This is a genomic window from Mediterraneibacter catenae, assembly GCF_008691045.1.
In the GTDB taxonomy this organism is placed as follows: domain Bacteria; phylum Bacillota; class Clostridia; order Lachnospirales; family Lachnospiraceae; genus Mediterraneibacter; species Mediterraneibacter ornithocaccae.
In genome coordinates, this window is sequence record NZ_VMSO01000028.1 from 1 (window position 1) to 26,187 (window position 26,187).

Here is a 26,187-nt window from a genome sequence, read left to right on the forward strand (position 1 = left end):
ATAACAATACATACCTCCCGGCGGACTCTTTCTCAGTCAGATAAATCCGGAATTTAAAGTCTCTTCGCGATTGCTTTAATAAACTGTTCGCTGTTTAATACGGTCGGATTCTCGATTGTTGTGATAAGAGCCAAATCTTTTGTCATCTCGCCGGCCTCGATTGTATCGATCGTCGCCTTCTCCAGCCTGTCGGCAAATTCCATCAGTTCTTTGTTTCCATCCAGCTCACCGCGTTTTCTGAGTGCTCCTGTCCATGCGAAGATCGTTGCCACAGAGTTAGTGGATGTTTCTTCGCCTTTTAAATGTTTGTAATAATGACGCTGTACTGTTCCGTGAGCAGCCTCATACTCATAGTATCCTTCCGGAGATACAAGCACGGATGTCATCATGGCGAGCGAGCCGAATGCAGAGGAGATCATGTCACTCATCACGTCGCCGTCATAGTTCTTGCACGCCCAGATATATCCGCCCTGAGACTTCATCACACGGGCCACTGCATCATCAATCAGAGTATAGAAGTACTCAATGCCTGCATCCTTAAACTTCTCATCGAATTCGGCATCATAGATTTCCTGGAAAATATCTTTGAACGTATGGTCGTATTTCTTGGAAATTGTATCCTTTGTAGCAAACCACAGATCCTGTTTTGTGTCAAGCGCATAGGAAAAGCAGCTTCTCGCAAAACTCTCAATAGATCTGTTAATATTATGCATGCCCTGTACAATACCCGGGCCGTCAAAATTATGTACAAGTTCTTTCGTCTGTGATCCGTCTTCAGCCGTATAGACAAGTTCAACCTTGCCTGCTGCCGGTATCTTCATCTCTGATCCCTTGTATACATCTCCGTATGCATGTCTCGCGATCGTAATCGGTTTCTTCCAGTTCTTTACACACGGCTCGATCCCTTTTACGACGATCGGCGCGCGGAATACTGTTCCGTCAAGAATCGCACGGATTGTTCCATTCGGACTCTTCCACATTTCTTTTAAGTTATACTCGTCCATACGCGCCGCATTCGGTGTGATAGTCGCACACTTTACTGCAACTTTGTATTTCTTTGTGGCCAGTGCAGAATCAACGGTTACCTGATCGTTTGTTTCATTTCTGTGTTCAAGACCAAGATCATAATACTCTGTCTTAAGATCGATATAAGGGATGATCAGTTCATCTTTGATCATCTTCCAGAGAATCCTTGTCATCTCATCTCCGTCCATCTCTACAAGCGGGGTAGTCATCTTAATCTTCTCCATTGTCTGTCTCCTCCTGTTCTTTATTGATAACAGCCCGGCGGACTGTTATATGCTTTTCACTGTTCTTTCCGTCAGCCCGCACGATATCCCTGTTTTTTAAGATTCTGCATCACATGCAGAATATGCTCATTTGCAAGCTGCTCTGCCATCTCGCTGTCCCGGTCTTTGATGGCCCTGAGAATCTGCCGGTGCTCCCGGATAGATTTTCTTGCGCGTTCCTCCGAAACAATCGACGATTTTCTCGCCATCTGTACATAATTATGAAAATCAGTCAGGACATGACTCAGTATCCTGCTGCCCGATGCCTCATAGAGTACCGCATGGAATCTGCCATCCAGGGCAGCCACCTGCTGTACACTAAAGCCGCTCTCCCTGTTCATCTGAAATTCAGAAAGCATCAGGATCTCTTCAAGCCTCTCCATCTGTTCATCCGTGATATGTTCTGTCGCCCATCTGGCGCATAACCCTTCCAGATGCGACCGTATCATATAAATGTCCCATATGTCTTTCTGGCTGATACCGGTCACATAGGCGCCTCTGTTTGGAATAATCGTCACAAGTCCTTCCAGCTCAAGCTGGCGCAGTGCCTCTCTGACGGGGGTCCGGCTCACTCCTAATTCTTTGCCGATAGTATTTTCCCTTAACTCGTCGTTCTCCTTATATTTCCCATTAAGAATATCCTCGCGAATCTTCTGGAAAACACGTCCGCTGAGGGAATGATCCTGATATTCTTCCATCCTGAAATCCTCCTGGTTACAATGTCATATGCAGTTCTTTGCATACACTGTCTATTTTGGCAATTAATTCTTCATCTGTCAAGACTGTAACCCGTCCGTCCTCATATTCTTTATCCACGACAGCTTTTACTCTTTTCACAAGCTCGGAATTCTTATCTACCTCCCTATCCCCGGAAAGTTTATAATATGCGTTGATCCAGTAGGCAATTCCTGCCGCTCCCGATGTGTTTGATATAGATACAAGCGCCGGGCGGTTCAGGAATTTATCTGTGTCGAATATGTTGTAGATTTCTTCATTTTTCAGCATACCGTCGGCGTGGATGCCCGCTCTTGTCACATTGAAATTTTTCCCTACAAACGGTGTTCTCGGAGGAATCTTATAACCAATCTCTTTTTCATAGTACTCTGCCAGTTCCGTGATCACTGTCGTATCCATGCCGTCCAGCGTACCTCGAAGCTGAGCATACTCGAATACCATCGCCTCCAGCGGCGTATTGCCAGTCCTCTCCCCTATGCCGAACAGTGAACAATTAACGCCGCTCGCTCCGTAGAGCCATGCGGTACTGGAGTTATTGACCGCTTTATAGAAGTCGTTATGTCCGTGGAACTCGATCAATTCGCTCGGCACACCCGCATGTACCATCAGACCATATATAATCCCCGGAATAGACCGCGGGATTACCGCTCCGGGATAATTGACGCCGTACCCCATTGTATCACAAACACGGATTTTTACCGGCATCTTATACTCCTCCATCAATTTCATGAGTTCAACACAGAACGGTATCACGAACCCGTAAATATCTGATCTCGTGATATCCTCAAGATGACATCTCGGTCTGACGCCGGTCTCCATACATTCGCGCACAACAGACAGATAATGTTCCATAGCCTGTCGCCGCGTCATCTTCAATTTGTAGAAGATGTGATAGTCCGAACAGCTCACCAGGATTCCCGTCTCTTTCAGTCCAATTTCTTTTACGAGTTTAAAATCTTTCCTGCTTGCCCGTATCCAGCTCGTTACTTCCGGAAATTCATACCCTTTCTCAAGGCAGCGATATACAGCATCTCTGTCCTTTTTACTGTAGAGAAAGAACTCACTTTGACGTATCTTTCCGTTCGGGCCGCCCAAACGATGCAAATAGTCATAAATAGTGACAATCTGCTCTGATGTATACGGAGCTCTGGACTGCTGTCCGTCACGGAAAGTCGTGTCTGTGATCCAGATTTCGTCCGGCATATGATGAGGTACAATCCTGTCATTGAAGGCTATCTTTGGTATCTCATCATATCGGAACAGATTGCGGAACACATTTGGAGTATCCACATCTACGAGTGGATACATATGCTCCTCGAGTTCCAGGAGATTTGTATGTTCATTTAAAAATACTTTTCTGTTTTCCATTTATTTTCTCCTCCATTCCGGGCATATGCATTAAATCACATGCTGTATGTATTCTTGTATAATTGTATACATCTATACAATTAATGTCAACTAAAATCTGATCTTCTTTATCCTTCTGCTGTCAAACGACGCTATTTATTACCAGATAAAAAAGTCGGAAAAGCTGCAGTTGCCCCGCGTATCTTTTCCGACTCCGTTGTCGCCTGTTCTATTTTGTTTTATCTGATCACTCTTACTTTGAGTACGCCATCTACAGAAGTAAGCTGCTCTTCCAGATCAGCAGACACTTCTGAATCCACATCGATCATCGTATATGCGTATTCTTTTTTGCTCTTGTTTGTCATAAGTGCAATATTCATGTTCTCCCCTGCGAGAAGAGTTGTAAACTGTCCAAGCATGTTCGGAATATTCTTGTGAAGGATCGTTATCCTCTCTCCATCACCCTTTACTCCCATATTACAGTCCGGATAGTTCACAGAATGTGTAATATTTCCGTTCTCCAGGAAGTCTCTCAGCTCCGCAGCCGCCATCTTAGCACAATTGTCCTCGGATTCTTCTGTAGACGCACCAAGATGCGGAATTACAATAGCGTTCTTCACACCGACAATTTCTTTTGTCGGAAAATCTGTTACATAAGAGCGGACCTTTCCGGACACGAGTGCATCCACAATATCTTCCTGATTCACCAGCACATCACGGGCAAGATTCAGGATTACTACTCCGTCTTTCATCAGACTGATGGCATTTTTATCGATCATGCCCTTCGTATCATCCAGCGCCGGTACATGAATCGTAATGTAGTCACACTCTTTATACAGTTCATCCACTGTCTTGGCATGGTGGATACTGCGCGAGAGGTTCCAGGCTGCATCGACGGACACATACGGATCATAGCCATATACATCCATTCCAAGATGAACAGCCACATTTGCCACACGAACACCGATGGCGCCGAGACCGATCACACCCAGTTTCTTGCCCTGCAGCTCTGTCCCTGCAAAAGCCTTTTTCTTCTTCTCTGTTATCTTTGCGATATCTCCGTCTTCTTCATACTCCTGTACCCAGTTGATTCCGCCGATGATATCCCGGGCTGCCAGCAGCATTCCCGCGATCACAAGTTCTTTCACGCCGTTTGCATTGGCTCCCGGCGTATTGAACACGACGATTCCCTCGTCGGCACAGCGCTCCAGCGGAATATTGTTGACGCCGGCTCCCGCGCGGGCGATTGCTTTAAGATTTCTGCTGAACTCCATATCATGCATCTTTGCGCTGCGCACAAGTATGGCATCAGCCTCATCCGCATTTCCTGTCACGACATAATTCTCATCCAATTGAGCCAATCCCACTTCTGAGATAGGATTCAGGCAATGATATTTATACATTCTACAGATTCTCCTCTTCAAATTTCTTCATAAAGTTAACAAGTGCCACGACGCCTTCATACGGCATTGCGTTGTAAATGCTTGCGCGCATGCCTCCGACAGTCCTGTGCCCTTTCAGGTTCTCCAGTCCTGCCTCTTTCGCCTCTTTTACAAACTTCGCATCCAGATCAGCATTTCCTGTTACAAACGGTACATTCATAAGAGAACGGTCCTCGGGGACTACGGTACCCTTGAAGAGTTTACTCTGATCCAGGAAATCATAGAGGACTTTCGCTTTCTTTTCGTTTCTCTCTTTCATAGCTGCAAGGCCGCCCTGGGACTTGATCCACTTGAATACTTTTCCGCAGATATAGATTCCATATGCCGGCGGTGTATTGTAGAGTGATTTTGCATCTGCATGTGTCTTATATGTAAGCATGGTCGGAGTTCCCGGCAGCACATCGTCTGTGATGAGATCTTCGCGGATTATCACGATGACCACGCCGGCAGGTCCGATATTTTTCTGTACACCACCGTAAATAATCCCATATTTCGTTACATCCACAGGCTCAGACAGGAAACAGGAAGATACATCTGACACAAGAGTCTTGCCCTTTGTATTCGGAAGTTCTTTAAACTTTGTCCCGTAAATTGTATTGTTTTCGCAGATATATACATAATCTGCATCATCTGAAATCGGAAGATCCGAGCAGTCCGGGATATAAGAAAACGTTTTGTCTTCAGATGAAGCGATCCGATTGACTTTTCCGTATTTCTCCGCCTCTTTTGCCGCCTTCTTTGCCCACTGCCCTGTAATAATATAATCTGCCACGCGGTTCTTCATCAGGTTCATCGGGATCATGGCAAACTGCTGGGATGCGCCCCCCTGCAGAAACAGTACTCTGTAATTATCCGGGATACCCATAAGATCTCTGATATCCTGCTCTGCTGTGGTGATGATCTCTTCAAAAGCCTTGGAACGATGGCTCATCTCCATCACAGACATGCCTGTTCCCTTATAATCAAGCATCTCCGCCGCCGCTTCTTTAAGCACTTCCTCCGGCAGCACCGCCGGTCCCGCTGAAAAGTTATACACTCTGCTCATTTTTCATATCCTCCTCGTCAAATGCTTCCTTGATATCTGCTCCCGGTGCAACCATCGGCCATACTTTATCATCACTGCCGATCTGACAGTCGATCACGACCGGACGGTTCAGAGTAAGAGCTTTCTCAAACGCTGCTTTAAACTCATCCTGTGTCTCTACATGGATACCGACAGCCCCCATCGCCTCCGCCACTTTTGCAAAGTCAACAGAATCTCTTAACACAGTGGCTGAATAACGCTCGTCATAGAACAAATCCTGCCACTGGCGGACCATACCGAGTACATGATTGTTTACTACAACCTCTATAATCGGAATATTATGCCTTACTGCCGTGGCGATCTCATTCATATTCATACGGAAGCAGCCGTCACCGGCAATGTTTACAACTGTTTTGTCCGGGCATCCGACCTTTGCTCCCATAGAAGCCCCCAGGCCGTATCCCATCGTTCCCAGGCCGCCCGATGTGAGAAGTGTCCTCGGCTTCGTATATTTATAATACTGAGCCGCCCACATCTGATGCTGTCCGACTTCCGTGACAATCAGGGCATCTCCTTTTGTCTGACGATAGATTTCCTCAATTATGAACGGTCCGGTGAGCACATCCGGATGATACTTCAGCGGATATTTTTCTTTATAAGATTCTATCCTCTCAAGCCATTCCGCATGATCCTGCTGCTTCAGATGCCGGTTCAGTATACTTAATACTTCTTTTACATCGCCGATAATCTCCTCTGTTACAAGGACGTTCTTATTGATTTCTGCCGCGTCAATATCGATCTGCAGTATCTTCGCATTCTTTGCAAATGTCTGTGTATTGCCCGTTACACGGTCGCTGAATCTTGCTCCCAGGACTACCAGGAGATCACACTCGCTGACTCCGTAATTCGATGTCTTTGTTCCGTGCATACCGAGCATCCCTGTATATCTGGGGTCTGTCCCCGGAAATGCACCTTTACCCATCAGAGAATCTGTGACAGGCGCATCCAGTTTATCTACAAATTCCTTCAGTTCATCACTGGCACCTGAGAGAACTGCACCGCCTCCCACGAAGACATATGGCCTCTTTGCAGTCTCCAGCATAGAAAGGACGTTTCTGATCTTCTCTTCATTAATATGCGGATGCTCGGGAACATATTTCCCCAGTTCCTGGCATTCATACTCCGTGACCGCCGCGGTCACATCCTTCGGGATGTCGACCAGCACCGGACCCGGCCTTCCCGACTTGGCGATCCGGAACGCCTTGCGGATTGTATCGGCAAGCTTTGCCGCATCTTTGACAATAAAACTGTATTTTGTGATCGGCATAGTAATTCCGGTAATATCAATCTCCTGAAAACTGTCTTTTCCAAGGAGTGATACTCCTACATTACATGTGATTGCAACAATCGGTATAGAATCCATATATGCTGTCGCGATTCCTGTTACAAGATTTGTCGCTCCCGGACCGCTGGTTGCCAGGCACACTCCCACCTTGCCGGTAGCGCGTGCGTAGCCGTCCGCGGCATGAGATGCCCCCTGTTCATGTGAAGTCAGGATATGGCGGATCTCATCGCGGTGTTTGTACAGTTCGTCATACACGTTGAGGATCGCTCCCCCCGGGTATCCGAATATGGTGTCTACCCCCTGCTCTTTCAGACACTCTATTACTATCTCAGCTCCATTTAACTGCATATTTTTTCTTACGCTCCTTCCAATTCAAGACTTGCTCTTCCGCCCGGATGATCCACTCTCCGCTTCCTCATCCGAACCCGCTGCTCAGTCTGCTTTCTTCCCCGGTACTTCAAGGATAGCTCCTCTGTTTCCGGAAGTGACCATAGCAGCATATCTCGCAAGGTATCCTGTCTTGACCTTCGGCTCCCTTGGCTGCCATTTCGCCTTTCTCGCAACCATCTCTTCATCAGATATGTCAAGTTCAAGCTTAAGTTCCGGTATATTGATCTTGATAATATCGCCCTCTTCCACAAGTGCAATAGGACCGCCGACTGCCGCCTCAGGAGACACATGCCCGATAGACGCGCCGCGTGATGCACCGCTGAAACGGCCGTCCGTGATAAGAGCTACCGTGGAACCAAGGCCGTATCCTGCGATCGCCGAAGTCGGATTGAGCATCTCTCTCATTCCCGGACCGCCCTTTGGTCCCTCATAGCGGATCACAATCACATCACCCGGATTGATCTTGCCGCTCTTGATCGCTTCTGTTGCCTCTTCGTCGCTCTCAAAGATTCTCGCCGGACCTTCATGTACGAGCATCTCATCGCAAACTGCAGAACGTTTTACCACACTGCCGTCGGGCGCCAGATTTCCCTTGAGCACTGCAAGCCCGCCTGTCTCACTGTACGGATCATCGATTGGACGGATAACTTCAGGATTTAAGTTCTCGCATCCGGCGATATTCTCTCCCACAGTTTTTCCCGTCACAGTCATGCAGTCAAGGTTCAGGAGATTTTTCTTGCTCAGCTCATTCATGACAGCATACACGCCGCCCGCCTCATTGAGGTCTTCGATATATGTATGTCCCGCCGGCGCCAGATGACACAGGTTCGGCGTCTTCTCACTGATACTATTTGCAAAATCGATTTCAAAGTCCATACCGATCTCATGTGCGATTGCCGGGAGATGCAGCATACTGTTCGTGGAACATCCAAGAGCCATATCCACGGTCAGTGCATTAAGTATCGCATCCTCTGTCATAATATCGCGGGGTCTGATATTCTTTCTTACAAGCTCCATCACCTGCATACCTGCATGCTTCGCCAGCTGCAGTCTCGCAGAATATACGGCCGGGATCGTCCCGTTGCCGCGAAGTCCCATTCCGAGCGCTTCTGTCAGGCAGTTCATGCTGTTTGCAGTATACATACCTGAACAAGAACCGCAGGTAGGACATGCCTTATTCTCATATTCACACAGTTCTTCGTCCGAGATCCTTCCGGCCGCATGTGCGCCTACCGCCTCGAACATACTGGAAAGGCTGGTTTTTTCACCTTTTACGTGTCCTGCGAGCATAGGACCTCCGCTCACAAAGATCGTGGGGATATTGACACGCGCTGCCGCCATCAGAAGTCCCGGCACGTTCTTATCACAGTTAGGAATCATAACAAGCCCGTCAAACTGGTGTGCCATCGCAAGTGCTTCTGTAGAATCCGCGATAAGATCTCTTGTTACAAGAGAATATTTCATTCCGATGTGTCCCATCGCAATACCGTCGCATACTGCAATCGCCGGAACTACGATCGGAGTACCGCCTGCCATAGCGACTCCCATCTTGACCGCCTCTGTAATCTTGTCAAGATTCATATGTCCCGGTACGATCTCATTATATGAACTGACTACTCCGATCAATGGTCTGTCAAGCTCTTCCTGTGTCATGCCAAGCGCGTTAAATAAAGATCTGTGAGGTGCCTGCTGAACACCTTTTGTCACCGTATCACTTCTCATCTGTCATTCCCTCTCTTTCCTGCAGCCTGTTTCTTCCGCTGCATTTGAATCCGTTCTTACATATTAATTATTTGATATATGAGCAGATCCTGTCGCCCATCTCTTTTGTTCCGATCTGTTTCATGCCGTCTGACATGATATCGATCGTGCGGTATCCGTCTTTCAACACTGCGGATACAGCCTCCTCAATAGCTGCAGCCTCCTCATCAAGATCAAAGGAGTATTTCAGCATCATAGCTGCTGACAGGATCGTAGCGATCGGATTTGCGATCCCCTGTCCTGCAATGTCCGGCGCCGAACCGCCGCTCGGCTCATAGAGTCCGAATTTTGTCTCATTTAAGCTGGCGCTTGCAAGCATCCCGATAGAGCCTGTCACCATACTTGCCTCATCGGACAGGATATCTCCGAACATGTTCTCTGTCAGGATCACATCAAACTGAGCCGGATCTTTTACAAGCTGCATTGCACAGTTATCTACGAGCATATGTTCCAGTGTCACTTCGGGATAATCTTTCGCTACTTCTTCCACTACCTTTCTCCACAGTCTGGAAGAATCCAGAACATTCGCCTTATCCACACTGGTCACTTTCTTCCTTCTCTTCATAGCTATATCAAAGCCGCGTTTTGCGATCCTTCTGATCTCGGTCTCGCTGTATGTAAGCTCATCCCTCGCCACAAGGACACCGTTTTCCTCCCTCGTGCTTCTCTCTCCGAAATAGAGTCCGCCTGTCAGTTCTCTCATAATCATCATGTCAAATCCGCGGTCGGCAATCTCTTCTTTCAACGGGCACGCGCCCTTTAATTCCTGATAAAGTACAGCCGGTCGTAGATTTGCAAACAGATTCAGTCCTTTTCTCAAAGCCAGGAGTCCGGCTTCCGGCCGCTTGGATGGTTCGAGCTGATACCAGGGAGATGTCTTCGCGTCTCCGCCGATAGATCCCATCAGGACCGCATCACTCTCCCGTGCTGCTTCCAGCGTCTCCTCCGTCAGCGGAACACCGTTTGCATCAATAGAAGCTCCTCCCATCAGAAGCTGTGTATAAGAAAGGGAATGGCCGTATACCTCCGCGATCCTGTCAAGCACTTTCATCGCCTCATCCACGATCTCCGGGCCTATCCCATCCCCTTTTATCACTCCGATCTTCATATTCATAACCGCTCATCCTTCCAAATCTAAAATATTATTGTTAATCATACCTCATTTCGATACGTGTTTCAAGTAGTACGGGGCAAAAAATAGAGGGCACTCTAAAATTTGGGTACAATAAAACCGGGGAAAATCCGTCTGAAAGACAGAATTTCACCCGGTTTCTGTTCTATTACCGCTTCTATATTACTCTGCGCCCGGCTTCTCGATCTGTGCGATAGCTGCTTTCTGCATCGGGATACGGCAGTTCTTATTGTTGCCGAATTCAACGATCACATCATCATCTGTGATATCAATGATCACGCCGTAAAATCCGCTTGTCGTCAGCGCTGTATCTCCAACTTCCATAGATGCCAGCATAGCCTGCACTCTCTTCTGCTCTTTCTTCTGAGGACGCATGAGCAGGAACCACATCAGTCCGATCACCACGACCCACAATATCAGCATACTAATCATTTCACCCATAATATATTTCCTCCTAACTTTCTATCCGACAATAAGTCTACTATACACAAAAACGCCGTTTTCTTCAAGAGTCTTTTTAAAAAACATGGGAGAATATATACAAAATATCATTATCTAGCGCTGCAATATCCCGTCCATTTTCCGTTTTTTATATGCCTTGTACTCTCCTGCATCAATGGCGTCCCTTATCTCCTCCATCATCGTATTATAAAAATACAGATTGTGAAGGACACACAGACGCATCCCCAGCATTTCTTTTGCCTTCAGAAGATGCCGTATATATGCCCGGCTGTAGCTTCTGCATGCAGGGCAGCCGCACCCTTCTTCGATCGGGCGGTCATCCAGCTCATATTTTGCATTGAAAAGGTTCAGTTTTCCATGGTTTGTATATACATGTCCATGTCTTCCGTTTCGCGTCGGATATACGCAGTCAAAGAAATCAACGCCCCTGTCAACCGCTTCCAGAATATTTGCAGGAGTACCCACTCCCATCAGATAAGTAGGTTTGTTCTCCGGCAGATACGGCACTACCGCATCCAGAATCCGGTACATTTCCTCGTGGCTCTCTCCGACCGCCAGACCTCCTACAGCATATCCGTCAAGGTCTAATTCCGTGATCATCTGTGCATGTGCAATACGGATATCTTCATATACTCCGCCCTGGTTGATGCCAAAAAGCATCTGATGCGGGTTGATCGTATCCGGCAGCGAATTCAGTCTGTCCATCTCGTCCTTGCAGCGTTTCAGCCAGCGCGCCGTGCGCTCCACGGAATTCCGGATATATTTCTTATCTGCCACGCTGGACGGACATTCATCAAAGGCCATCGCTATAGTAGATGCCAGATTAGACTGAATCTGCATACTCTCCTCCGGCCCCATAAAAATCTTTCTTCCGTCAACATGGGAATGAAAATGCACTCCCTCCTCTTTGATCTTGCGGAGAGAAGCCAGTGAGAACACCTGGAAACCGCCCGAATCTGTCAGGATCGGTTTATCCCAGTTCATAAACCGGTGCAGACCGCCCAGTTTCTTTACCACCTGATCTCCCGGGCGGACATGCAGATGGTATGTGTTTGAAAGTTCTACCTGTGTCTTGATCTGTCTGAGATCATCCGTGGACACGGCGCCTTTAATCGCTGCGGCTGTTCCTACATTCATAAATACCGGCGTCTCGATTGTTCCGTGTACAGTGTGAAACCGGCCTCGTTTTGCCATCCCGTCTTTTTTCAGAAGTTCATACATATCGTTTTATATCCTATCTCTGTTAATAAAATACTGTGTCAGTACTGACTAGTTGTGGACAATGACCGGAGTGCCCGCACTGATCATATTGAACAGCTGCTCCGCTTTGTCATAAGGCATATTGACACACCCGTGAGACCCGTTTGTCTGGTAACGTGAACCACCGAATGAAGACTGCCAGGTCGCGTCATGAAAGCCGTGTCCCTGCCAGGTAAACGGCATCCAGAATGCGACCGGCGTCTCGTAGCTCGGCTTTCCAGTCTCAGGATCCGTCTCACCTTTCAACGTCGAGTCTCGTTCTGTATATAATATAGAATAAACACCTGTCGGCGTATCTCTTCCATCCGCAGGAAGTCCTGTAACGACATCGGACTCCATGCCAACTGCCCCATCCACAATATACCACATATGCTGTGCGGCAATATCTACTTCAATGTAGGTGCTCCCCCAGTCCTGAGCGCCGTGGGAAGCTGCCGTCTGTTTGTATGCCGGCGCCCGTTCCGCCACTTCACCGTTTTTGATACTGTTGATCAGATTCTTCGTTTCGGTTTCTTCATCGACAGACCAGCCGTATGTTCCGCCAGACACTTCCGCAGTCTTTCCTGTCGGCGTTGTGATCGTTCTGGTAGTTCCAAGTGTATCATACTTTTTGCCGAACTCCCTCATCCACTCTCTTACGGCATCTTCATTGAAAGTAACCTTCATATCATCATCATATGTGACCCATTTTGAGATCAGATCCTTATCCACGACCACATTTTCATCCATAGGATAAGTGATGCTTGCTTTGAGATACTTATTCATCTCATCGCAGGCTGCCTGTACTTCCGGCGAATCCGAAGTATACGCCGGCATGACATAGCACTCCTCGTCCATCATATCCAGTGTTGTATCAAACTCAGTAATATGCTCCTTGATCTTTGCAGTCAGGGTCTCCATATCTACTGTTGTGCCATACTGCTCTTCTGCCACAACAAAAGAATTGCCGTCATATTCCGGATGTGCTGCCACAGGATCCACCTGCTCCGCTGTTACTGCCTGGAGATTCTGGATTTTTCCTTCCAGAGCTGCTTCGTCATATTCCACTTCGATAGTAATATCCGTGTCAGACTCCGAGAACAACGAGATAAGCCAAAGAAGCTGTCTCTGATTCTCCAGTGCGTCTTGTACCCTTGAATTTTCTTTATATGCAAGAGATATTTCAGAGCCGGTTATCACATCAGACACATTGTTCTGTTCCAGAATAGTCAGTTCGTAATCCGCCACCTGCTCTTTGAGGTACTCTTCCACATCAGCAACTGTTTTGCCGGAAAAGTCTTTTCCGTTGATTGAAGTATTTACAAGAAAATGGCTCATAAAAAACGCCGCTATCCCGAGATATATCACTACGAGGGCTCCGATAATACTCCCGGCGATAATCCACGGTTTCTTCCCCATACTCTTCTTCGCCTGTTTCTTAACTCCTTTACGTGCTCCCCTGCGTCTTCTCTTCACCTTTTTTCTTGACCGGATATCTTCATCCCCTGTATTCTTCACAGTATCGTCCTGTTCATCCTCGGCTTCTTCATATTCATCCGGGACTTCTTCCTCTGTCTGTTCTTCGCCAGAAATATCTTCAAACGCATTCTCATCTGTAATATTTATGTTTTCCTGATGCTTTTCAGATTGATGTCTTCTTTTTCTGCTCATCAGTTAATCTTCTCTCCTTTGCCCAATTTCCGTTTTATTATAGTACGAACACCTCAAAAAGTAAAGTGTAGTTATACTTGTCAATTTCGGGTATCTTCCTATATAATTGTTTTTATGTACAGATACAGAAAGGAGAACATCTATTATGAGTGGTTCATCATTTGGTAAAATATTCCGAATAACAACATGGGGCGAATCCCATGGACCGGGAATTGGTGTTGTGATAGACGGATGCCCTGCAGGGCTGGCACTTTCAGCAGAACAGATCCAGAAGTTCCTCGACCGGAGAAGACCCGGTCAAAGCAAATACACGACAAAGAGAAACGAGGCTGACTCCGTAGAGATCCTCTCCGGAGTTTTTGAAGGGAAGACCACGGGTACGCCCATCTCCCTGCTTGTCCGTAATCAGGATCAGCGTTCCAGGGACTATGGCAACATTGCAGAGCTGTTCCGGCCCGGACATGCAGATTATCCGTTTACAGAAAAATACGGTATCCGGGACTACCGCGGCGGCGGGCGCTCGTCAGGCCGTGAGACGATCGGACGCGTGGCCGCCGGAGCTGTCGCTTCTCTTCTCCTTGGCGAGCTCGGCATCTCTGTCCGCGCATATACAAAATCAATCGGGCCATACACAGTGGATGAGGACGATTACCGTTATTCCGAGATAGAGGAAAACAGCCTGTATATGCCAAACAATACCGTGGCAGAACAGGCCGGTCAGTATATCGCTTCTCTCATGGCTGAAAAGGACTCCTGCGGCGGCATTATTGAATGTATTGCCGACAAACTTCCTGTAGGACTTGGAGAGCCGGTCTTTGACAAGCTGGACGCACTCCTCGCACAGGCTGTCATGTCCATCGGCGCTGTCAAAGGCGTGGAAATCGGCGACGGATTTAAAGCCTCACTTTCTTCCGGCAGCAAGAACAATGATCCGTTCTATGCCAGGGACGGACATATCTGCAAGAAGACAAATCATGCAGGCGGGTCTCTCGGAGGCATGAGCGACGGTTCAAGGCTGATCTTAAGAGCCGCGGTCAAACCCACTTCCTCGATCGCCAGAACCCAGCAGACAGTCAACACTTCCGGTGAAAACACGGAGATCACCGTGCTCGGCCGCCATGATCCTGTTATCGTTCCCCGCGCAGTCGTTGTCGTGGAATCCATGACGGCTATTACCCTTGCAGATCTTCTCCTTCAGAATATGACGTCCAGAATGGAGCATCTCAGGAAAATTTATTAAGTAACAGCGCAAATCAATGCAGCAGTCCGGTCATACATGGCTGAACTGCTGCATTTTTTGTCAAAAGATATACAATTTATACGCGGAAACATCCGCCGCCGATAAATTCTCTTAACAGGGAATTCGTCGGAACGTACTCACTTCCGATCCCGACAAAATAGTCAAAAAATTTCAACAGACGTTTCGCCTCCAGATACTCTTCTGAATTCTTGTCAACCCCGAACAGGAGTGGCTCCACATACTGTTTGAGCACCGAGAGCTCATAGAGAAGGGAAGAATTAAACATCACATCCGCTTCCTCCTGATAAGGAAAGATATTCTCTTCCTCGCCTTTCCGGACAGATGACCACATGGAGATCGTCCGCATAGCCGAGGATCCTCTGGTGCGTGCATCTCTTACGATCCTGCGGATCAGACGTCCGTCCGTGGACGGAATCCGGTTATGTTCATCGATATTAAGCTGAGTCAGCGCACTGATATAGATCTTGAATTTATTCTCATCCCTCATAGCCTCTGTAAGTTTCGGATTCAGACAATGAATCCCCTCAATGACCAGAATGTCATCGGGTCCCAGCTTCTTCGGATGATTATCGTATTTTCGTTTTCCGGTCTTAAAATCAAATATAGGGAGGTATACTTCCTCTCCCCGCATGAGTGCTTCCATATCGGTATTGAATTTTTCAATATCAATAGCTTCCAGGCACTCAAAATTATAATTCCCGTCCTTATCTCTCGGGGTATGCTCTCTGTCCACGAAATAATTATCTACCGCAATAGGATGCGGCTTGAGACCGTTGACTCTCAGCTGTATGGACAGTCTGTGGGAGAACGTCGTCTTCCCTGATGATGAGGGACCTGCGATCAATACAAATCTGGTATTCTTCTTGTCCGATATTTTCTTTGCGATCTCTCCGATCTGTCGTTCCTGATGCGCCTCCTGGACAAGCACGACTTCCCTCATATCACTCTTTGTGATCATATCATTCAGTGCGCCGACAGTTTCAATATCCTGACAATCCCCCCATTCCACTGATTCTTTCAGCACATGGAACAGTTTGGGCCGCGGGGTAAACTCGGGCACCTCCTCCGGTTTTTCTTTTACCGGCATCTGAAGGACGAACCCTTCATCATAAAGATGCAGCGAGAAGTATTTCAGGCATCCCGCATCCGGGACCATATACCCGTAATAATAATCTTCGAATTCATTGATGCTGTATATATTTACTTTTGACACACGTCTGTACTCAAAGAGCCTCTCTTTATCATACATTCCGTGTCTGTGGAAGAGTTCGAGCGCATCGTCTGTGTGTACAGATCTTTTGTCAATCCGGATACGCTGTCTGGAAAGCTCTCTCATACGCTCCGAAACGTTCTGCAGGAACTCTTCGTCCAGCTTCACGCTCCCTTCTACTGTACAGTAATAACCCTTATCGAGAGAAAAGTGAATCCGTACCCGGTCAACACTGTCATGTCCTGCTACATCATGGACCGCTTTTATAAGCAGGAAACTCATGCTCCTCTTATATGCCTCATGTCCGATCGCATCTGCTGTTGTGACAAACTTAAGTTCGCAGTCCCGTTCCACAGCCTTTCTGAGTTCCTGCAGATGAAATCCTCCCGCAAAGACAAGTACGATCTGGTGATCATACCGGGACTGAAAATCCTCGGCAATCTTCTGATATGAAGTTCCTGCCCTGTATTCTCTCACTTCACCTTCTACCGTAACTCTGCACATCTGCTCAGACATATTCTCCTCCTTCGATTCCGATATCTGTCCTTGTGTCTGTACTCCGACAGACTTCCCGCCGTCAGATAACCTGGAACGGATGAACGATCGGGGTTGTCATAACATCCAGCACAGGCAGTTTATCCTCGAGAAAATGTTTCATGTCATCAATGAATATATATTCTGTCCCGTAATGGCCGGCATCGATGACTGCAAGCCCCTGCTCCACGGCATCCAGCCCGTCATGATGTCCGATATCTCCAGTGACCAGTACATCTGCCCCTTTCGCAATAGCCGGAGCGACAGCGGACTTGCCTGATCCGGGCGAAACAGCCAGTCTAGACACCGTTCCGTTCATATCACCAAAAACTTTCAGGCTGCCTAATTTCAGTTTATGCTTTACATAGACGCAGCATTCTTCCAGAGTCATCGGCTTCTCCAGATCGCCCACACGCCCGATGCCTTCCTCGTTTCCATCCTCACACATAGTGACATCGAGTACCTGAGAATTTTTGATCCCCAGGATCTTTTCCGAGAGGGTGGCCATTCCCAGCACATCGTAATTCGTATGCATCGCATAGTAAGCAATATCGCTCTGGATCAATTTGACCACTCGCCTGCCGATAAAATCTTCATCTGTCACTCTTTTCATCGGAGAAAAGATCAGCGGATGATGTGTGATCAGCATGTCTGCACCTGCTTCGATCGCCCGGTCAATAACTGCGTCCGTTGCATCCAGTGCAAGATACACCCGGTTCACTTCCTTCCCGGCTCTCCCGGCAAGAAGTCCTACATTGTCAAAGTCAAGCGCCGCACTTCTGGGATAAGCCGCCTCAATAACCTGCATAATCTCTTTACACTGCATAATAGTCCATCCCTTTCTCTGCTGTTTTCAGTTCTTCTTCCAGTTCCTGTCTGCGTTGTACCGCTTTAAGCGATTTATTATTTTTCAGTTCATTTAATATCCGTCTCCTGATACATATTTCTCTTTGAAGAAATTCTTTGAGGATCGGGTTTTTCCTCATGAGCAGAAGTTTACCGTAACATAATTCAGTTCTGGTCCATGCCGTCCCGCTCCGGTCTTCCGCCGCCTTTTCCGCATCAGACGGGGGTTGTACTTTCATCATAGGATAGTATTTTCCATCCTCTTCCACCATATCCTCGTCAAGAAAGAAAAAACCTTCCTCTAAAAGAAAGGCTCTCACTTTTTCTATCTCTGACTGAGGCTGGAGAACGCACTCTTTGAGTGTACTGACAACCTCAGCCCCTTCACGCAGAATACGGATCATCAGAGGACCTCCCATCCCTGCGATCACTGCTGCATCTGCCTCTCCCTTTTCAAGGGAGGCAAAACCGTCGGAAATACGTGTTTTTATCCGGTCCTCCAGTCCGTGCATCCGGATGTTTTCCTCCGCTCTGAGAAGAGGTCCCGGATTTACATCCATAGCGACCGCCTCCGGTATCCTGCCGGTTCCGGCCAGACAGATCGGAATGTACGCGTGATCTGTCCCGATATCAGCCAGCCGGTATCCGTCAGTCACCAGTGCGGCGACCGCACTTAATCTCTTAGATAATTCCATATTTTCTCCATCCACAGTTCAGCCGCGCCATTCGGAAAGCCGCACTCCGTGCTTCCCGCGGCATACGCCGCTTCTTTCTCCGCGCGTCCACAGTTCAGCCGCGCCATTCGGAAAGTCGCACTCCGTGCTTCCTGCGGCATACGCCGCTTCTTTCCTCATAGGCAGGCGCTCACTCCATGGTGCAGTTCGCTCGCAAAACCATGCAAGCATGGTTTCTGCTCTCGTCTGCACCATGGCTGAACTGTTAATCTAAGTAGTCCCTTAATTTTCTGCTTCTGCTCGGGTGTCTTAATTTTCTCAGGGCTTTCGCCTCAATCTGACGGATACGCTCTCTTGTGACATCGAACTCTTTCCCAACCTCCTCAAGGGTACGGGCACGTCCGTCGTTCATGCCGAAACGCAGGCGGAGCACTTTCTGTTCCCTCTCCGTCAATGTATCCAGTACTTCATCGAGCTGTTCCTTCAACAATGTCTGGGCTGCGGCCTCGGCCGGTACAGGCACATTGTCATCCTGGATGAAATCTCCCAGATGACTGTCTTCTTCCTCACCGATCGGTGTCTCGAGCGATACCGGCTCCTGGGATATTTTCAGGATCTCACGCACTCTGTCTACAGGCATGTCCAGTTCTTTTGCGATTTCTTCCGGAAGTGGCTCCCTGCCAAGTTCCTGAAGGAGCTGTCTGGACACACGGATCAGTTTGTTGATCGTCTCTACCATGTGTACCGGAATACGGATCGTTCTCGCCTGATCTGCGATCGCCCTTGTGATTGCCTGCCGGATCCACCATGTAGCATAGGTACTGAATTTATATCCTTTATGATAATCAAACTTTTCAACGGCTTTGATCAGTCCCAGATTTCCTTCCTGGATCAGGTCAAGGAAGAGCATTCCTCTGCCCACATAACGCTTCGCTATGCTGACAACAAGACGAAGATTGGCCTCTGCAAGCTCCTTCTTGGCATCCTCGTCCCCTTCTTCCATCCGTTTGGCAAGCTCGATCTCGCGCTCGGCACTTAAAAGGGGCACTTTACCGATCTCTTTCAGGTACATACGGACCGGATCTTCAATGCTCACACCTTCGGGAACAGACAGATCGATATTTTCCATATCGACTTCCTCTTCGTCGGATATGATATCATCGAGATCCATATCCACGTCGTCATCGGCATCGCCGCTGATACGCAGAACGTCGATATTGTTTGCCTCCAGATAGTCAAATACTTTTTCCATCTGATCGGTCGAAAGTTCCATATCTGTAAAGAAATCATTGATCTCCTGAACATCCAGTATGCTCTTCTTCTTCTTCCCCAGCGCTACCAGTTCATTCATTCTTTCCAGAAATTTCTGTGCATTTTCTTCCATGTGTCCATCCTTCCTTTGCCTGCGCACATGCGCGGGCTATCTTGTTTTATTTTATCCTTAATCAATAGAAATATGCAGTGTCCTCAAGCCCTCCAGCTTGCGTTTGTCCTCCATCAGTCTCTGAAGTCCTGCCATGTCAGCCGGGTCGAGTTTACGTGTCCTCTCGTCGATGCTGTGACTCTTTACGCGGAGAATGACTTCTTTTAATGCCTGTTCCTCCTCTTCTTTCGTCTTCAGCTGTCTGATCTTTGTATTGAAAAGTGATGCTGCTTCCCTGTGTTCCTCTTCACTTGTAAAATGATTCAGAATACCTGCCGGGTTCATACCGCCGTTTTCATGCTGTTCATATAAAATCTCTGCCACCTTGCGGTAAATGCCGTCAGCGAAATCATCCGGATGAATATAGCTGCTGATTCTCCCGAACAGCTTTTCATCCTCGATCATCCATGTAAGAAGTGCTTTCTGGGATGTCAGAATGCCGTCCTCTTTCTTTTTCTCTTTCGATGATCCCTCCGCCTTTTTCGGTCTGGATGCCGGTCTGGCCATTCCGGAATTTACTGCCGTTTTGGCTACCAGTTTCTCCAGGCTCTCTCTGCTCGCTTTATATGCAGATGCCACCGCTTCGATATAATTATTACGCTCCAGCTCGTCCTCAAATCCGATCAGCCTTCTGGCAGCTTCCCTGAAAAAATCTGTCTTTCCTTCCGGCGATGCCATGTCATATTCCCTCTCGAGCATTTCCAGACTGAACATGAATCCGTTTCTTGCATTCTGGATACGTTTTTCATATTCTTCGGCCCCCAGATTCTTGATGAATTCATCCGGGTCTTTGTAGGGATCCATACGCACTACTTTCGCCGAGATTCCGGCTTCCCTCAGGATAGGTACCGCCCTGAGCGCGGCTCTTGTGCCGGCATCGTCACTATCGTATGTAAGATAAACTTCTTTTACATATCTTTTGATGAGAGAAGCGTGTCCGGGGGTAAGTGCTGTCCCGAGAGACGCCACAGCATTAGTAAACCCGGCCTGATGCAGAGAGATTACATCCATATACCCCTCGCACAAGAGAAAGTACGGCTTTCTCGATGTTCTTGCCCGGTTCAGTCCATACAGATTTCTGCTCTTATCAAACACCACAGTCTCAGGGGAATTTAAGTATTTCGGCTTGGCGTCCCCCATAACGCGGCCTCCGAAACCGATCACACGGCTGTTTACATCCATAATGGGGAAGATCACCCGGTTCCAGAACTTGTCATAGACGCCCTTTTTTTCATCTGTATTGATCAGACCTGCCTGACGGATCAGCTCTTCACTGTATCCCTCTCCCCGCAGATATTTGTATAGATCATCACTGAAGACATTTGAGTATCCGAGACCAAATGCTTTGATCGTATCATCGGACAGCCCCCTGTCCGTCAGGTAAGTATATGCCTTTCTTCCCCTCTCTGACTTCAACTGTATGTAATAATATCTTGCAGCTTTTTTATTCACTTCAAGGATTGACGCCTTGAGGTCTGCTTTTTCTTTTGCCTCTTTTGAGTACTCTGCTTCCGGCAGTTTGATCCCGGCCCGGTCTGCCAGAAACTTTACCGCTTCCATAAACGAGAAATTCTCATATTCCATCAGGAATGTAAATACATTTCCTCCTGCTCCGCATCCGAAACAGTAATACATCTGCTTCTGTCTGCTGACGGAAAACGATGGAGATTTCTCATTATGAAAAGGGCAGAGTCCAAAATATGAACTGCCCTTTTTCTGCAGCCGGACATAGCCGGAGATCACATCTACTATATCATTTCTTGTCCTTATCTCTTCAATCAGCTCATCAGGATAGTACATGTTCCGCCTCCATAAAGAATACCCTATAATATATATTCGACAAAAGTTTTTGGTTTCCTTTATTTTTTTAAATTTTCCATGATTCCGGAACAAAATAATCCTGAAACTTCTTTACGGCATAGGAATCCGTCATCCCTGCAATGTGATCGCACACGACCTGTTCCCTGCTGACATCCGTATGCTCCAGTGCATTTTTAAACTGCTGGGGAAGCGCTTCCGGTCGTTTCATATAATAGGCAAAGAGCTGCTCGATCATATGTACCGCCTTGTCCTCCTCTCCTTTCGCTTTAGGGTTCAGATAGACATTTTCAAACATGAACTTCCTGAGATCGGTCATCGCCCGCTCGACAGCAGGAGACATACATATCTCCGGACGGTCCATGCTGTTTGTGATCACATCGTGTATCAGTCTGTTCAGTCTCTCTTTACAGGAATTACCGAGCATAGCACGGATATCCTGCGGGATATCATCCTCCGTAAGTATTCCTCCCCTGATCGCATCATCCATGTCATGATAGATATAAGCCAGTTTGTCGGAAATTCTCAAAACCTGTCCTTCAAGAGTATGGGGACGGCCCGCTGTCTGATGATTCAGAATACCGTCCCTTACCTCCCATGTAAGATTCAGCCCCCGCCCTTCTTTCTCAATACAGTCGACGACCCGGAGGCTCTGCTTATTATGCGAGAAATGGTAAACCGCATTTAATGCGCGCTCCCCCGCATGTCCGAACGGCGTATGTCCCAGATCATGTCCGAGCGCGATCGCCTCTACCAGATCTTCGTTCAGCCTGAGTGCCTTGGCAATGGTCCGCGCATTCTGTGACACCTCCAGTGTATGGGTAAGACGCGTCCTGTAGTGATCACCGCTGGGCAGCAAAAACACCTGTGTCTTCTGCTTCAGCCTGCGGAAAGCTTTACAGTGCAGGATTCGGTCCCGGTCCCTCTGAAAAACCGGACGGATATCGCACTGTGGTTCATCCCGCATTCTTCCCTTTGTATTGCGGCTCAGGGCTGCATATTGACTGAGATATCTGGCTTCTCTTTCTTCAAGCTGCTCTCTGATCGTCATGACATTTACTCCTCTTTCAGGCGTTTCTCGATTGCATCTACCACTGTCTGCAGCACTTTCACACGCGCATAATACTTGCTGTTCCCCTCTACGACAACCCACGGTGCATAATCTGTAGAGGTCCGCATCAGCATCTCATTTACCGCATCCTCATACTGATCCCACTTTTCCCGGTTTCTCCAGTCTTCATCGGTAATCTTCCACTGTTTTTCCGGATTTTCCTGACGTTCTTTAAACCTTCTCTCCTGTTCATCCTTATCAATATGCATCCAGAACTTGATCACGATCGCTCCTGCATTATACAGGTCTTTCTCCATATCATTGATCTCTTTGTAAGCTCTCTTCCATTCTTCTGTGGTGCAGAATCCCTCAATCCTTTCCACCATAACCCGGCCGTACCAGGTACGGTCAAAAATTGCCACATGTCCGTCTTTTGGCATTGCTCTCCAGAATCTCCAGAGATAATGATGAGCTTTTTCAATATCATTAGGAGACGCTGTAGGATTCACCACATAGCCTCTCGCATCCATCTTTGCAGTCAGTCTCTTGATCGCACCGCCTTTACCGCCTGCATCCCACCCTTCAAATCCAAGTACTACAGGAATCCGCCTCCGATACAGCTCTCCATGGAGCTTATCCATCTTCTTCTGGAGCTTATCCAGTTTTTCCTTATACTCTTCCCGTGTATAACTTAAAGACAGGTCTGCTTTTGATAAAATAGATACCTGCAGATCTTTCATCTGAGCGTCTGCCTCACGGGCAATCTCCTCAATTTCATCGCCATTGGTCTCCTTTTTCCGGACAACGCCTTCAGCCTCTGCCTTATCCGCTTTTTCCACAGCTTTTGCGATATTCTGCTGCTGAACCTTTTCAATCTGATCTGCCATCGCCTTGATCACTGTCGTATAAATTTTCAGGGTTGCGAATCTGCGGTCCATAGATTCAACGATAGTCCACGGAGCGTAATCTGTATCTGTATTAAAAAGCATGTCCTCCATCAAAGCCGCGTACTCATCATAATGGGCATTGCGCTCTCTGTCCCCCTGGCTGACACGCCAGGCAGTCTCTTTGTTCTTCGCCAGCTTATCAAATCTCTTTTTCTGTTCTTTCTTATCAATATCCAGGAACAGCTTAATAATCAGATTTCCGTCATCTGCAAGCTGCTGCTCAAATGAATTAATAGAGTGAAATGCTGCTGGAAGATCTTTGGCTTTTGTCCGTTTCTCAAACCGGTCTATGAGCACTTTTCTATACCAGCTCCCGTCAAAAATGGCGATTCTTCCTCTTGCAGGCGTCTTTGTCCAGAATCTCCACATAAACGGATGCATCCGCTCTTCTTCTGTTTCGTTCTTGACAGGATGCACCTCAAATCCCCGGGGATCCATACTCTGAATCAGATGACCAATCTGCAGCCCTTTTCCCGCAGCGCCAAATCCTTCAAATACAATCAATACCGGAATTCCCAATGCTTTGCATTCTCTCTGCAGTCTGCCCAGTTTTGATTCGAGCTGCGGCATTTTTTCCTTATATTCTTCTTTTGAAATTTTCTTTGTCAGATCCACTTTTTCTAACATAATTCTTCCTCCATCACTCTTATTCTGATATTATTGACCGCTTCATATAAATTATTGTAATTATATCATATAATCCACAAAAAAAAGAAAAAATCCGTACAAGATTTTTTCTTTTTCTGGTTTTTATTTTCAGTTGTATTTATCGTTCCTTTTGCCGCTCCACTAACTGCCCCATCAACTGGAAGACCAGTTCCTGATTTGTCCTGTTGAGCCTCCCGTACGCACGGTATAAGTTTTCATTCTTTTCCATATTATGACTAAAATCAATTTGCCACTCATATGTCAGTCTCGAGTCAGATAATTTTAATATGTAGTCAGCAGATACATGGAACACTTTTGTAAGATTGACGAGGATATCCGCCGTAAGAGCAATCTCCCCTTTTTCCAGACGGCTGACCGTCTGCTGGGACACATTTATCATTTCTGCCAGGTCTTCCTGCCTGAGCCCTTTTTCATTACGCAACTCTCTGATCCGGTTATCCAATGTAGCTCAACCACTCTTTCGTATTTTACATATATTGTAGCTGAAAAAGCAGGCTTCTATACTCAAATGCAACGTATTGTTGTACTCAGATTTCAGGTATTTGCAGTTTTGAAAGCGGAAGAATGCTAAAATGTCAAATAGGAACAGTTATTATGAGGGGCAAAATGAAAACAAATGAGAAAAATAGGATCGGTGAAAACATCCGCAATCTGCGCAGAGAAAGAGAAGTAAAACAGATAACTCTGGCACTGGAACTTCAGATAGGGAGGCAATCCGTCTCAGCCTACGAACGAGGCGTCACTTTGCCGGATATCTATCTGCTGATCAGGATCGCCGACTATTTTGATGTGACTCTGGATGAGCTTACCGGAAGAGAACGGTAAGTCTTTTCACTAAAACAGCAAAAAGGGATGTTCTGCAGGTAAAAACACCCGCGAACATCCCTTTTTGTATTCATCCTTTTTCAATTTCATTCTTTCGTCCACTGATGGACAGTATCTGTCCCCGGACTCACAAGATCCATCTGCGTACCGTCTTCATTCAGCGTATACTCATATTCCAGAGATCCGCCCGATACTACAATCCTCATCAGGAGCGTGCCGCTCTTATCTTCTACGACGCTGAAGGAGCCTTCTGTACTGCCTCCATCACCTATGATCTCCATTGACATATCGTCATTAAGCTGATAAATATTTCCATTTCCATCAGACCACTTTCCGATAATTCCTTTTGCGCGCTCGTCATTCACGTCGAGAAACTCGATATCTGCCGGAAGCAGATAGAGATTTCCGCCTCCGTCCAAAGCGGTCAGACGGATACCGTATCCGGTCTCGTCTGTTGAGATTGCATAAAGCTCTTCCGTATCCGAACCGTCCATTTTGATTTTCAGAGTTATGTTCTTCTCATCATCAAACCCGCACTCAAACGTCAGCGCCTCATCGTTCTTTCTGCCGGTTCCGTCTGTTTTCAACTCATATGTATCTTCGCTGTCTGCCACTATCCATGTTCCGGATACCGCTTTTGTCACCGCTTCACTCGGTGCGCTGAACTGGTCTCCGAGTGTATCATTCATATCTTCTGCATAGCTGTCCACTTCTTCCGTGACAGACTCGCCTGCCTTTTTCTTTTCGCTGCACCCGGACAGCGCGAGAACCAGCACAAAAGCCAATACCAGTATCTTCTTCATATTTAACCATCTCCAATGTTTTTTGGTAAAGAAAAAGCCTTGAAAACTCAAGGCTTTTCTTCAATGCGGAAGATGGGACTTGAACCCACACGACACGAATGTCACAAGATCCTTAGTCTTGCTCGTCTGCCAGTTCCGACACTTCCGCATTCCTTATTTTCCGTGGTCTTTTTCTCTCGTGCTGACCACAAGTGATATAATACTATTCAAAGTGCAAAATGTCAACTGTTATTCCAAAAAAAGTTAAAGTTCGAATATTGTTCTAATTATTTTAAAATTTCCGAAAATT

The 26,187-nt window shown here is 47.2% G+C and carries 23 protein-coding genes and 1 tRNA gene; 2 read left to right on the forward strand and 22 right to left on the reverse strand.

The genetic code is table 11. The features are described 5' to 3' along the window. Positions 1-53: 53 nt before the first annotated feature. From FNY66_RS13900 to FNY66_RS13950, 11 genes are all read right to left on the reverse strand, one after another. Positions 54-1,250 carry an NADP-dependent isocitrate dehydrogenase gene (locus FNY66_RS13900; RefSeq protein ID WP_150311534.1) on the reverse strand — a complete coding sequence of 399 codons (1,197 nt, stop codon included), beginning with the start codon at positions 1,248-1,250 and terminating at the stop codon, positions 54-56. Positions 1,251-1,321: 71 nt separating this feature from the next. Next, positions 1,322-1,987 carry a GntR family transcriptional regulator gene (locus FNY66_RS13905; RefSeq protein ID WP_150311535.1) on the reverse strand — a complete coding sequence of 222 codons (666 nt, stop codon included), beginning with the start codon at positions 1,985-1,987 and terminating at the stop codon, positions 1,322-1,324. A gap of 16 nt (positions 1,988-2,003) precedes the next feature. Beyond that, positions 2,004-3,392 (reverse strand): 2-isopropylmalate synthase, encoded by a 1,389-nt coding sequence (locus FNY66_RS13910; protein ID WP_087151912.1) that lies wholly within the window; start codon positions 3,390-3,392, stop codon positions 2,004-2,006. A 218-nt stretch (positions 3,393-3,610) separates the two neighbouring features. Next, positions 3,611-4,774 (reverse strand): phosphoglycerate dehydrogenase, encoded by a 1,164-nt coding sequence (locus FNY66_RS13915; protein WP_087151911.1) that lies wholly within the window; start codon positions 4,772-4,774, stop codon positions 3,611-3,613. A 1-nt stretch (position 4,775) separates the two neighbouring features. Beyond that, the gene (gene serC, locus FNY66_RS13920; RefSeq protein ID WP_150311536.1) at positions 4,776-5,858 is read right to left on the reverse strand and encodes a 3-phosphoserine/phosphohydroxythreonine transaminase; all 1,083 of its coding nucleotides are present in this window, start codon (positions 5,856-5,858) and stop codon (positions 4,776-4,778) included. Next, positions 5,842-7,530 (reverse strand): biosynthetic-type acetolactate synthase large subunit, encoded by a 1,689-nt coding sequence (gene ilvB, locus FNY66_RS13925; protein ID WP_150311537.1) that lies wholly within the window; start codon positions 7,528-7,530, stop codon positions 5,842-5,844. Before ilvB ends, serC begins: the two co-directional genes overlap by 17 nt. Positions 7,531-7,614: 84 nt before the next feature. Further along, positions 7,615-9,294: a dihydroxy-acid dehydratase gene (gene ilvD, locus FNY66_RS13930; RefSeq protein WP_150311538.1), complete on the reverse strand. Its 1,680-nt coding sequence runs from the start codon at positions 9,292-9,294 to the stop codon at positions 7,615-7,617. A gap of 67 nt (positions 9,295-9,361) precedes the next feature. After that, the gene (leuB, locus tag FNY66_RS13935; protein WP_150311539.1) at positions 9,362-10,447 is read right to left on the reverse strand and encodes a 3-isopropylmalate dehydrogenase; all 1,086 of its coding nucleotides are present in this window, start codon (positions 10,445-10,447) and stop codon (positions 9,362-9,364) included. 180 nt (positions 10,448-10,627) lie between these two features. Further along, a complete protein-coding gene (yajC, locus tag FNY66_RS13940; protein ID WP_087151906.1) occupies positions 10,628-10,906 on the reverse strand; it encodes a preprotein translocase subunit YajC in 279 nt (92 codons plus the stop codon). A 114-nt stretch (positions 10,907-11,020) separates the two neighbouring features. After that, entirely contained in the window at positions 11,021-12,148 is a 1,128-nt protein-coding gene (tgt, locus tag FNY66_RS13945) for a tRNA guanosine(34) transglycosylase Tgt (protein WP_150311540.1), read from the reverse strand. A gap of 48 nt (positions 12,149-12,196) precedes the next feature. Beyond that, the gene (locus FNY66_RS13950) at positions 12,197-13,837 is read right to left on the reverse strand and encodes a L,D-transpeptidase family protein (RefSeq protein ID WP_150311541.1); all 1,641 of its coding nucleotides are present in this window, start codon (positions 13,835-13,837) and stop codon (positions 12,197-12,199) included. A 145-nt stretch (positions 13,838-13,982) separates the two neighbouring features. Between FNY66_RS13950 and aroC the strand changes: the two genes are divergently transcribed. Beyond that, complete coding sequence (gene aroC, locus FNY66_RS13955) at positions 13,983-15,077, forward strand: chorismate synthase (RefSeq protein ID WP_150311542.1); 1,095 nt, start codon at positions 13,983-13,985, stop codon at positions 15,075-15,077. Positions 15,078-15,153: 76 nt separating this feature from the next. Here aroC and FNY66_RS13960 read toward each other — a convergent pair whose 3' ends face one another. The 9 genes from FNY66_RS13960 to FNY66_RS14000 all read right to left on the reverse strand — a co-directional run bounded on the left by FNY66_RS13960 (position 15,154) and on the right by FNY66_RS14000 (position 24,712). Then, positions 15,154-16,824, reverse strand: coding sequence for a nucleoside kinase (locus FNY66_RS13960; RefSeq protein ID WP_150311543.1), 1,671 nt, complete (start codon positions 16,822-16,824; stop codon positions 15,154-15,156). A gap of 61 nt (positions 16,825-16,885) precedes the next feature. Continuing rightward, on the reverse strand, positions 16,886-17,668 hold the full coding sequence (locus tag FNY66_RS13965) for a Nif3-like dinuclear metal center hexameric protein (RefSeq protein WP_150311544.1): 783 nt from the start codon (positions 17,666-17,668) through the stop codon (positions 16,886-16,888). Continuing rightward, positions 17,658-18,383: a tRNA (adenine(22)-N(1))-methyltransferase gene (locus tag FNY66_RS13970; RefSeq protein ID WP_087151900.1), complete on the reverse strand. Its 726-nt coding sequence runs from the start codon at positions 18,381-18,383 to the stop codon at positions 17,658-17,660. The genes FNY66_RS13965 and FNY66_RS13970 overlap by 11 nt, the downstream gene beginning before the upstream one ends. Next, positions 18,362-18,523 carry a hypothetical protein gene (locus FNY66_RS15555; RefSeq protein WP_190324849.1) on the reverse strand — a complete coding sequence of 54 codons (162 nt, stop codon included), beginning with the start codon at positions 18,521-18,523 and terminating at the stop codon, positions 18,362-18,364. Before FNY66_RS15555 ends, FNY66_RS13970 begins: the two co-directional genes overlap by 22 nt. Before the next feature lie 104 nt (positions 18,524-18,627). Beyond that, positions 18,628-19,746: an RNA polymerase sigma factor RpoD gene (gene rpoD / locus FNY66_RS13980; protein ID WP_087151898.1), complete on the reverse strand. Its 1,119-nt coding sequence runs from the start codon at positions 19,744-19,746 to the stop codon at positions 18,628-18,630. Positions 19,747-19,803: 57 nt separating this feature from the next. After that, positions 19,804-21,585 (reverse strand): DNA primase, encoded by a 1,782-nt coding sequence (gene dnaG, locus FNY66_RS13985; RefSeq protein ID WP_150311546.1) that lies wholly within the window; start codon positions 21,583-21,585, stop codon positions 19,804-19,806. A 67-nt stretch (positions 21,586-21,652) separates the two neighbouring features. After that, on the reverse strand, positions 21,653-22,654 hold the full coding sequence (locus tag FNY66_RS13990) for a deoxyguanosinetriphosphate triphosphohydrolase (protein WP_150311547.1): 1,002 nt from the start codon (positions 22,652-22,654) through the stop codon (positions 21,653-21,655). Between the two features lie 5 nt (positions 22,655-22,659). Continuing rightward, the gene (locus tag FNY66_RS13995; RefSeq protein ID WP_087151895.1) at positions 22,660-24,228 is read right to left on the reverse strand and encodes a phosphate--AMP phosphotransferase; all 1,569 of its coding nucleotides are present in this window, start codon (positions 24,226-24,228) and stop codon (positions 22,660-22,662) included. Positions 24,229-24,367: 139 nt separating this feature from the next. Further along, positions 24,368-24,712, reverse strand: a complete 345-nt coding sequence (locus FNY66_RS14000; protein ID WP_087151894.1) for a helix-turn-helix domain-containing protein — start codon at positions 24,710-24,712, stop codon at positions 24,368-24,370. A 164-nt stretch (positions 24,713-24,876) separates the two neighbouring features. On the opposite strand from FNY66_RS14000, the gene FNY66_RS14005 reads away from it, so the two are divergent. After that, on the forward strand, positions 24,877-25,095 hold the full coding sequence (locus FNY66_RS14005; protein WP_229409539.1) for a helix-turn-helix domain-containing protein: 219 nt from the start codon (positions 24,877-24,879) through the stop codon (positions 25,093-25,095). An 86-nt stretch (positions 25,096-25,181) separates the two neighbouring features. Here FNY66_RS14005 and FNY66_RS14010 read toward each other — a convergent pair whose 3' ends face one another. Together FNY66_RS14010 and FNY66_RS14015 are read right to left on the reverse strand one after the other, a co-directional pair. Further along, a complete protein-coding gene (locus FNY66_RS14010) occupies positions 25,182-25,898 on the reverse strand; it encodes a membrane lipoprotein lipid attachment site-containing protein (protein WP_087151892.1) in 717 nt (238 codons plus the stop codon). Positions 25,899-25,962: 64 nt separating this feature from the next. Beyond that, a tRNA-Leu gene (locus FNY66_RS14015) sits at positions 25,963-26,046 on the reverse strand. Positions 26,047-26,187: the final 141 nt, after the last annotated feature.

What these genes read in the sequence shown, in the direction of transcription:
- FNY66_RS13900 (WP_150311534.1), bottom strand. Translation starts at nt 1,250, where the DNA reads ATGGAGAAGATTAAGATGACTACCCCGCTTGTAGAGATGGACGGAGAT.
- FNY66_RS13905 (WP_150311535.1), bottom strand. Translation starts at nt 1,987, where the DNA reads ATGGAAGAATATCAGGATCATTCCCTCAGCGGACGTGTTTTCCAGAAG.
- FNY66_RS13910 (WP_087151912.1), bottom strand. Translation starts at nt 3,392, where the DNA reads ATGGAAAACAGAAAAGTATTTTTAAATGAACATACAAATCTCCTGGAA.
- FNY66_RS13915 (WP_087151911.1), bottom strand. Translation starts at nt 4,774, where the DNA reads ATGTATAAATATCATTGCCTGAATCCTATCTCAGAAGTGGGATTGGCT.
- serC (WP_150311536.1), bottom strand. Translation starts at nt 5,858, where the DNA reads ATGAGCAGAGTGTATAACTTTTCAGCGGGACCGGCGGTGCTGCCGGAG.
- ilvB (WP_150311537.1), bottom strand. Translation starts at nt 7,530, where the DNA reads ATGCAGTTAAATGGAGCTGAGATAGTAATAGAGTGTCTGAAAGAGCAG.
- ilvD (WP_150311538.1), bottom strand. Translation starts at nt 9,294, where the DNA reads ATGAGAAGTGATACGGTGACAAAAGGTGTTCAGCAGGCACCTCACAGA.
- leuB (WP_150311539.1), bottom strand. Translation starts at nt 10,447, where the DNA reads ATGAATATGAAGATCGGAGTGATAAAAGGGGATGGGATAGGCCCGGAG.
- yajC (WP_087151906.1), bottom strand. Translation starts at nt 10,906, where the DNA reads ATGGGTGAAATGATTAGTATGCTGATATTGTGGGTCGTGGTGATCGGA.
- tgt (WP_150311540.1), bottom strand. Translation starts at nt 12,148, where the DNA reads ATGTATGAACTTCTGAAAAAAGACGGGATGGCAAAACGAGGCCGGTTT.
- FNY66_RS13950 (WP_150311541.1), bottom strand. Translation starts at nt 13,837, where the DNA reads ATGAGCAGAAAAAGAAGACATCAATCTGAAAAGCATCAGGAAAACATA.
- aroC (WP_150311542.1), top strand. Translation starts at nt 13,983, where the DNA reads ATGAGTGGTTCATCATTTGGTAAAATATTCCGAATAACAACATGGGGC.
- FNY66_RS13960 (WP_150311543.1), bottom strand. Translation starts at nt 16,824, where the DNA reads ATGTCTGAGCAGATGTGCAGAGTTACGGTAGAAGGTGAAGTGAGAGAA.
- FNY66_RS13965 (WP_150311544.1), bottom strand. Translation starts at nt 17,668, where the DNA reads ATGCAGTGTAAAGAGATTATGCAGGTTATTGAGGCGGCTTATCCCAGA.
- FNY66_RS13970 (WP_087151900.1), bottom strand. Translation starts at nt 18,383, where the DNA reads ATGGAATTATCTAAGAGATTAAGTGCGGTCGCCGCACTGGTGACTGAC.
- FNY66_RS15555 (WP_190324849.1), bottom strand. Translation starts at nt 18,523, where the DNA reads ATGCCGCAGGAAGCACGGAGTGCGACTTTCCGAATGGCGCGGCTGAAC.
- rpoD (WP_087151898.1), bottom strand. Translation starts at nt 19,746, where the DNA reads ATGGAAGAAAATGCACAGAAATTTCTGGAAAGAATGAATGAACTGGTA.
- dnaG (WP_150311546.1), bottom strand. Translation starts at nt 21,585, where the DNA reads ATGTACTATCCTGATGAGCTGATTGAAGAGATAAGGACAAGAAATGAT.
- FNY66_RS13990 (WP_150311547.1), bottom strand. Translation starts at nt 22,654, where the DNA reads ATGACGATCAGAGAGCAGCTTGAAGAAAGAGAAGCCAGATATCTCAGT.
- FNY66_RS13995 (WP_087151895.1), bottom strand. Translation starts at nt 24,228, where the DNA reads ATGTTAGAAAAAGTGGATCTGACAAAGAAAATTTCAAAAGAAGAATAT.
- FNY66_RS14005 (WP_229409539.1), top strand. Translation starts at nt 24,877, where the DNA reads ATGAAAACAAATGAGAAAAATAGGATCGGTGAAAACATCCGCAATCTG.
- FNY66_RS14010 (WP_087151892.1), bottom strand. Translation starts at nt 25,898, where the DNA reads ATGAAGAAGATACTGGTATTGGCTTTTGTGCTGGTTCTCGCGCTGTCC.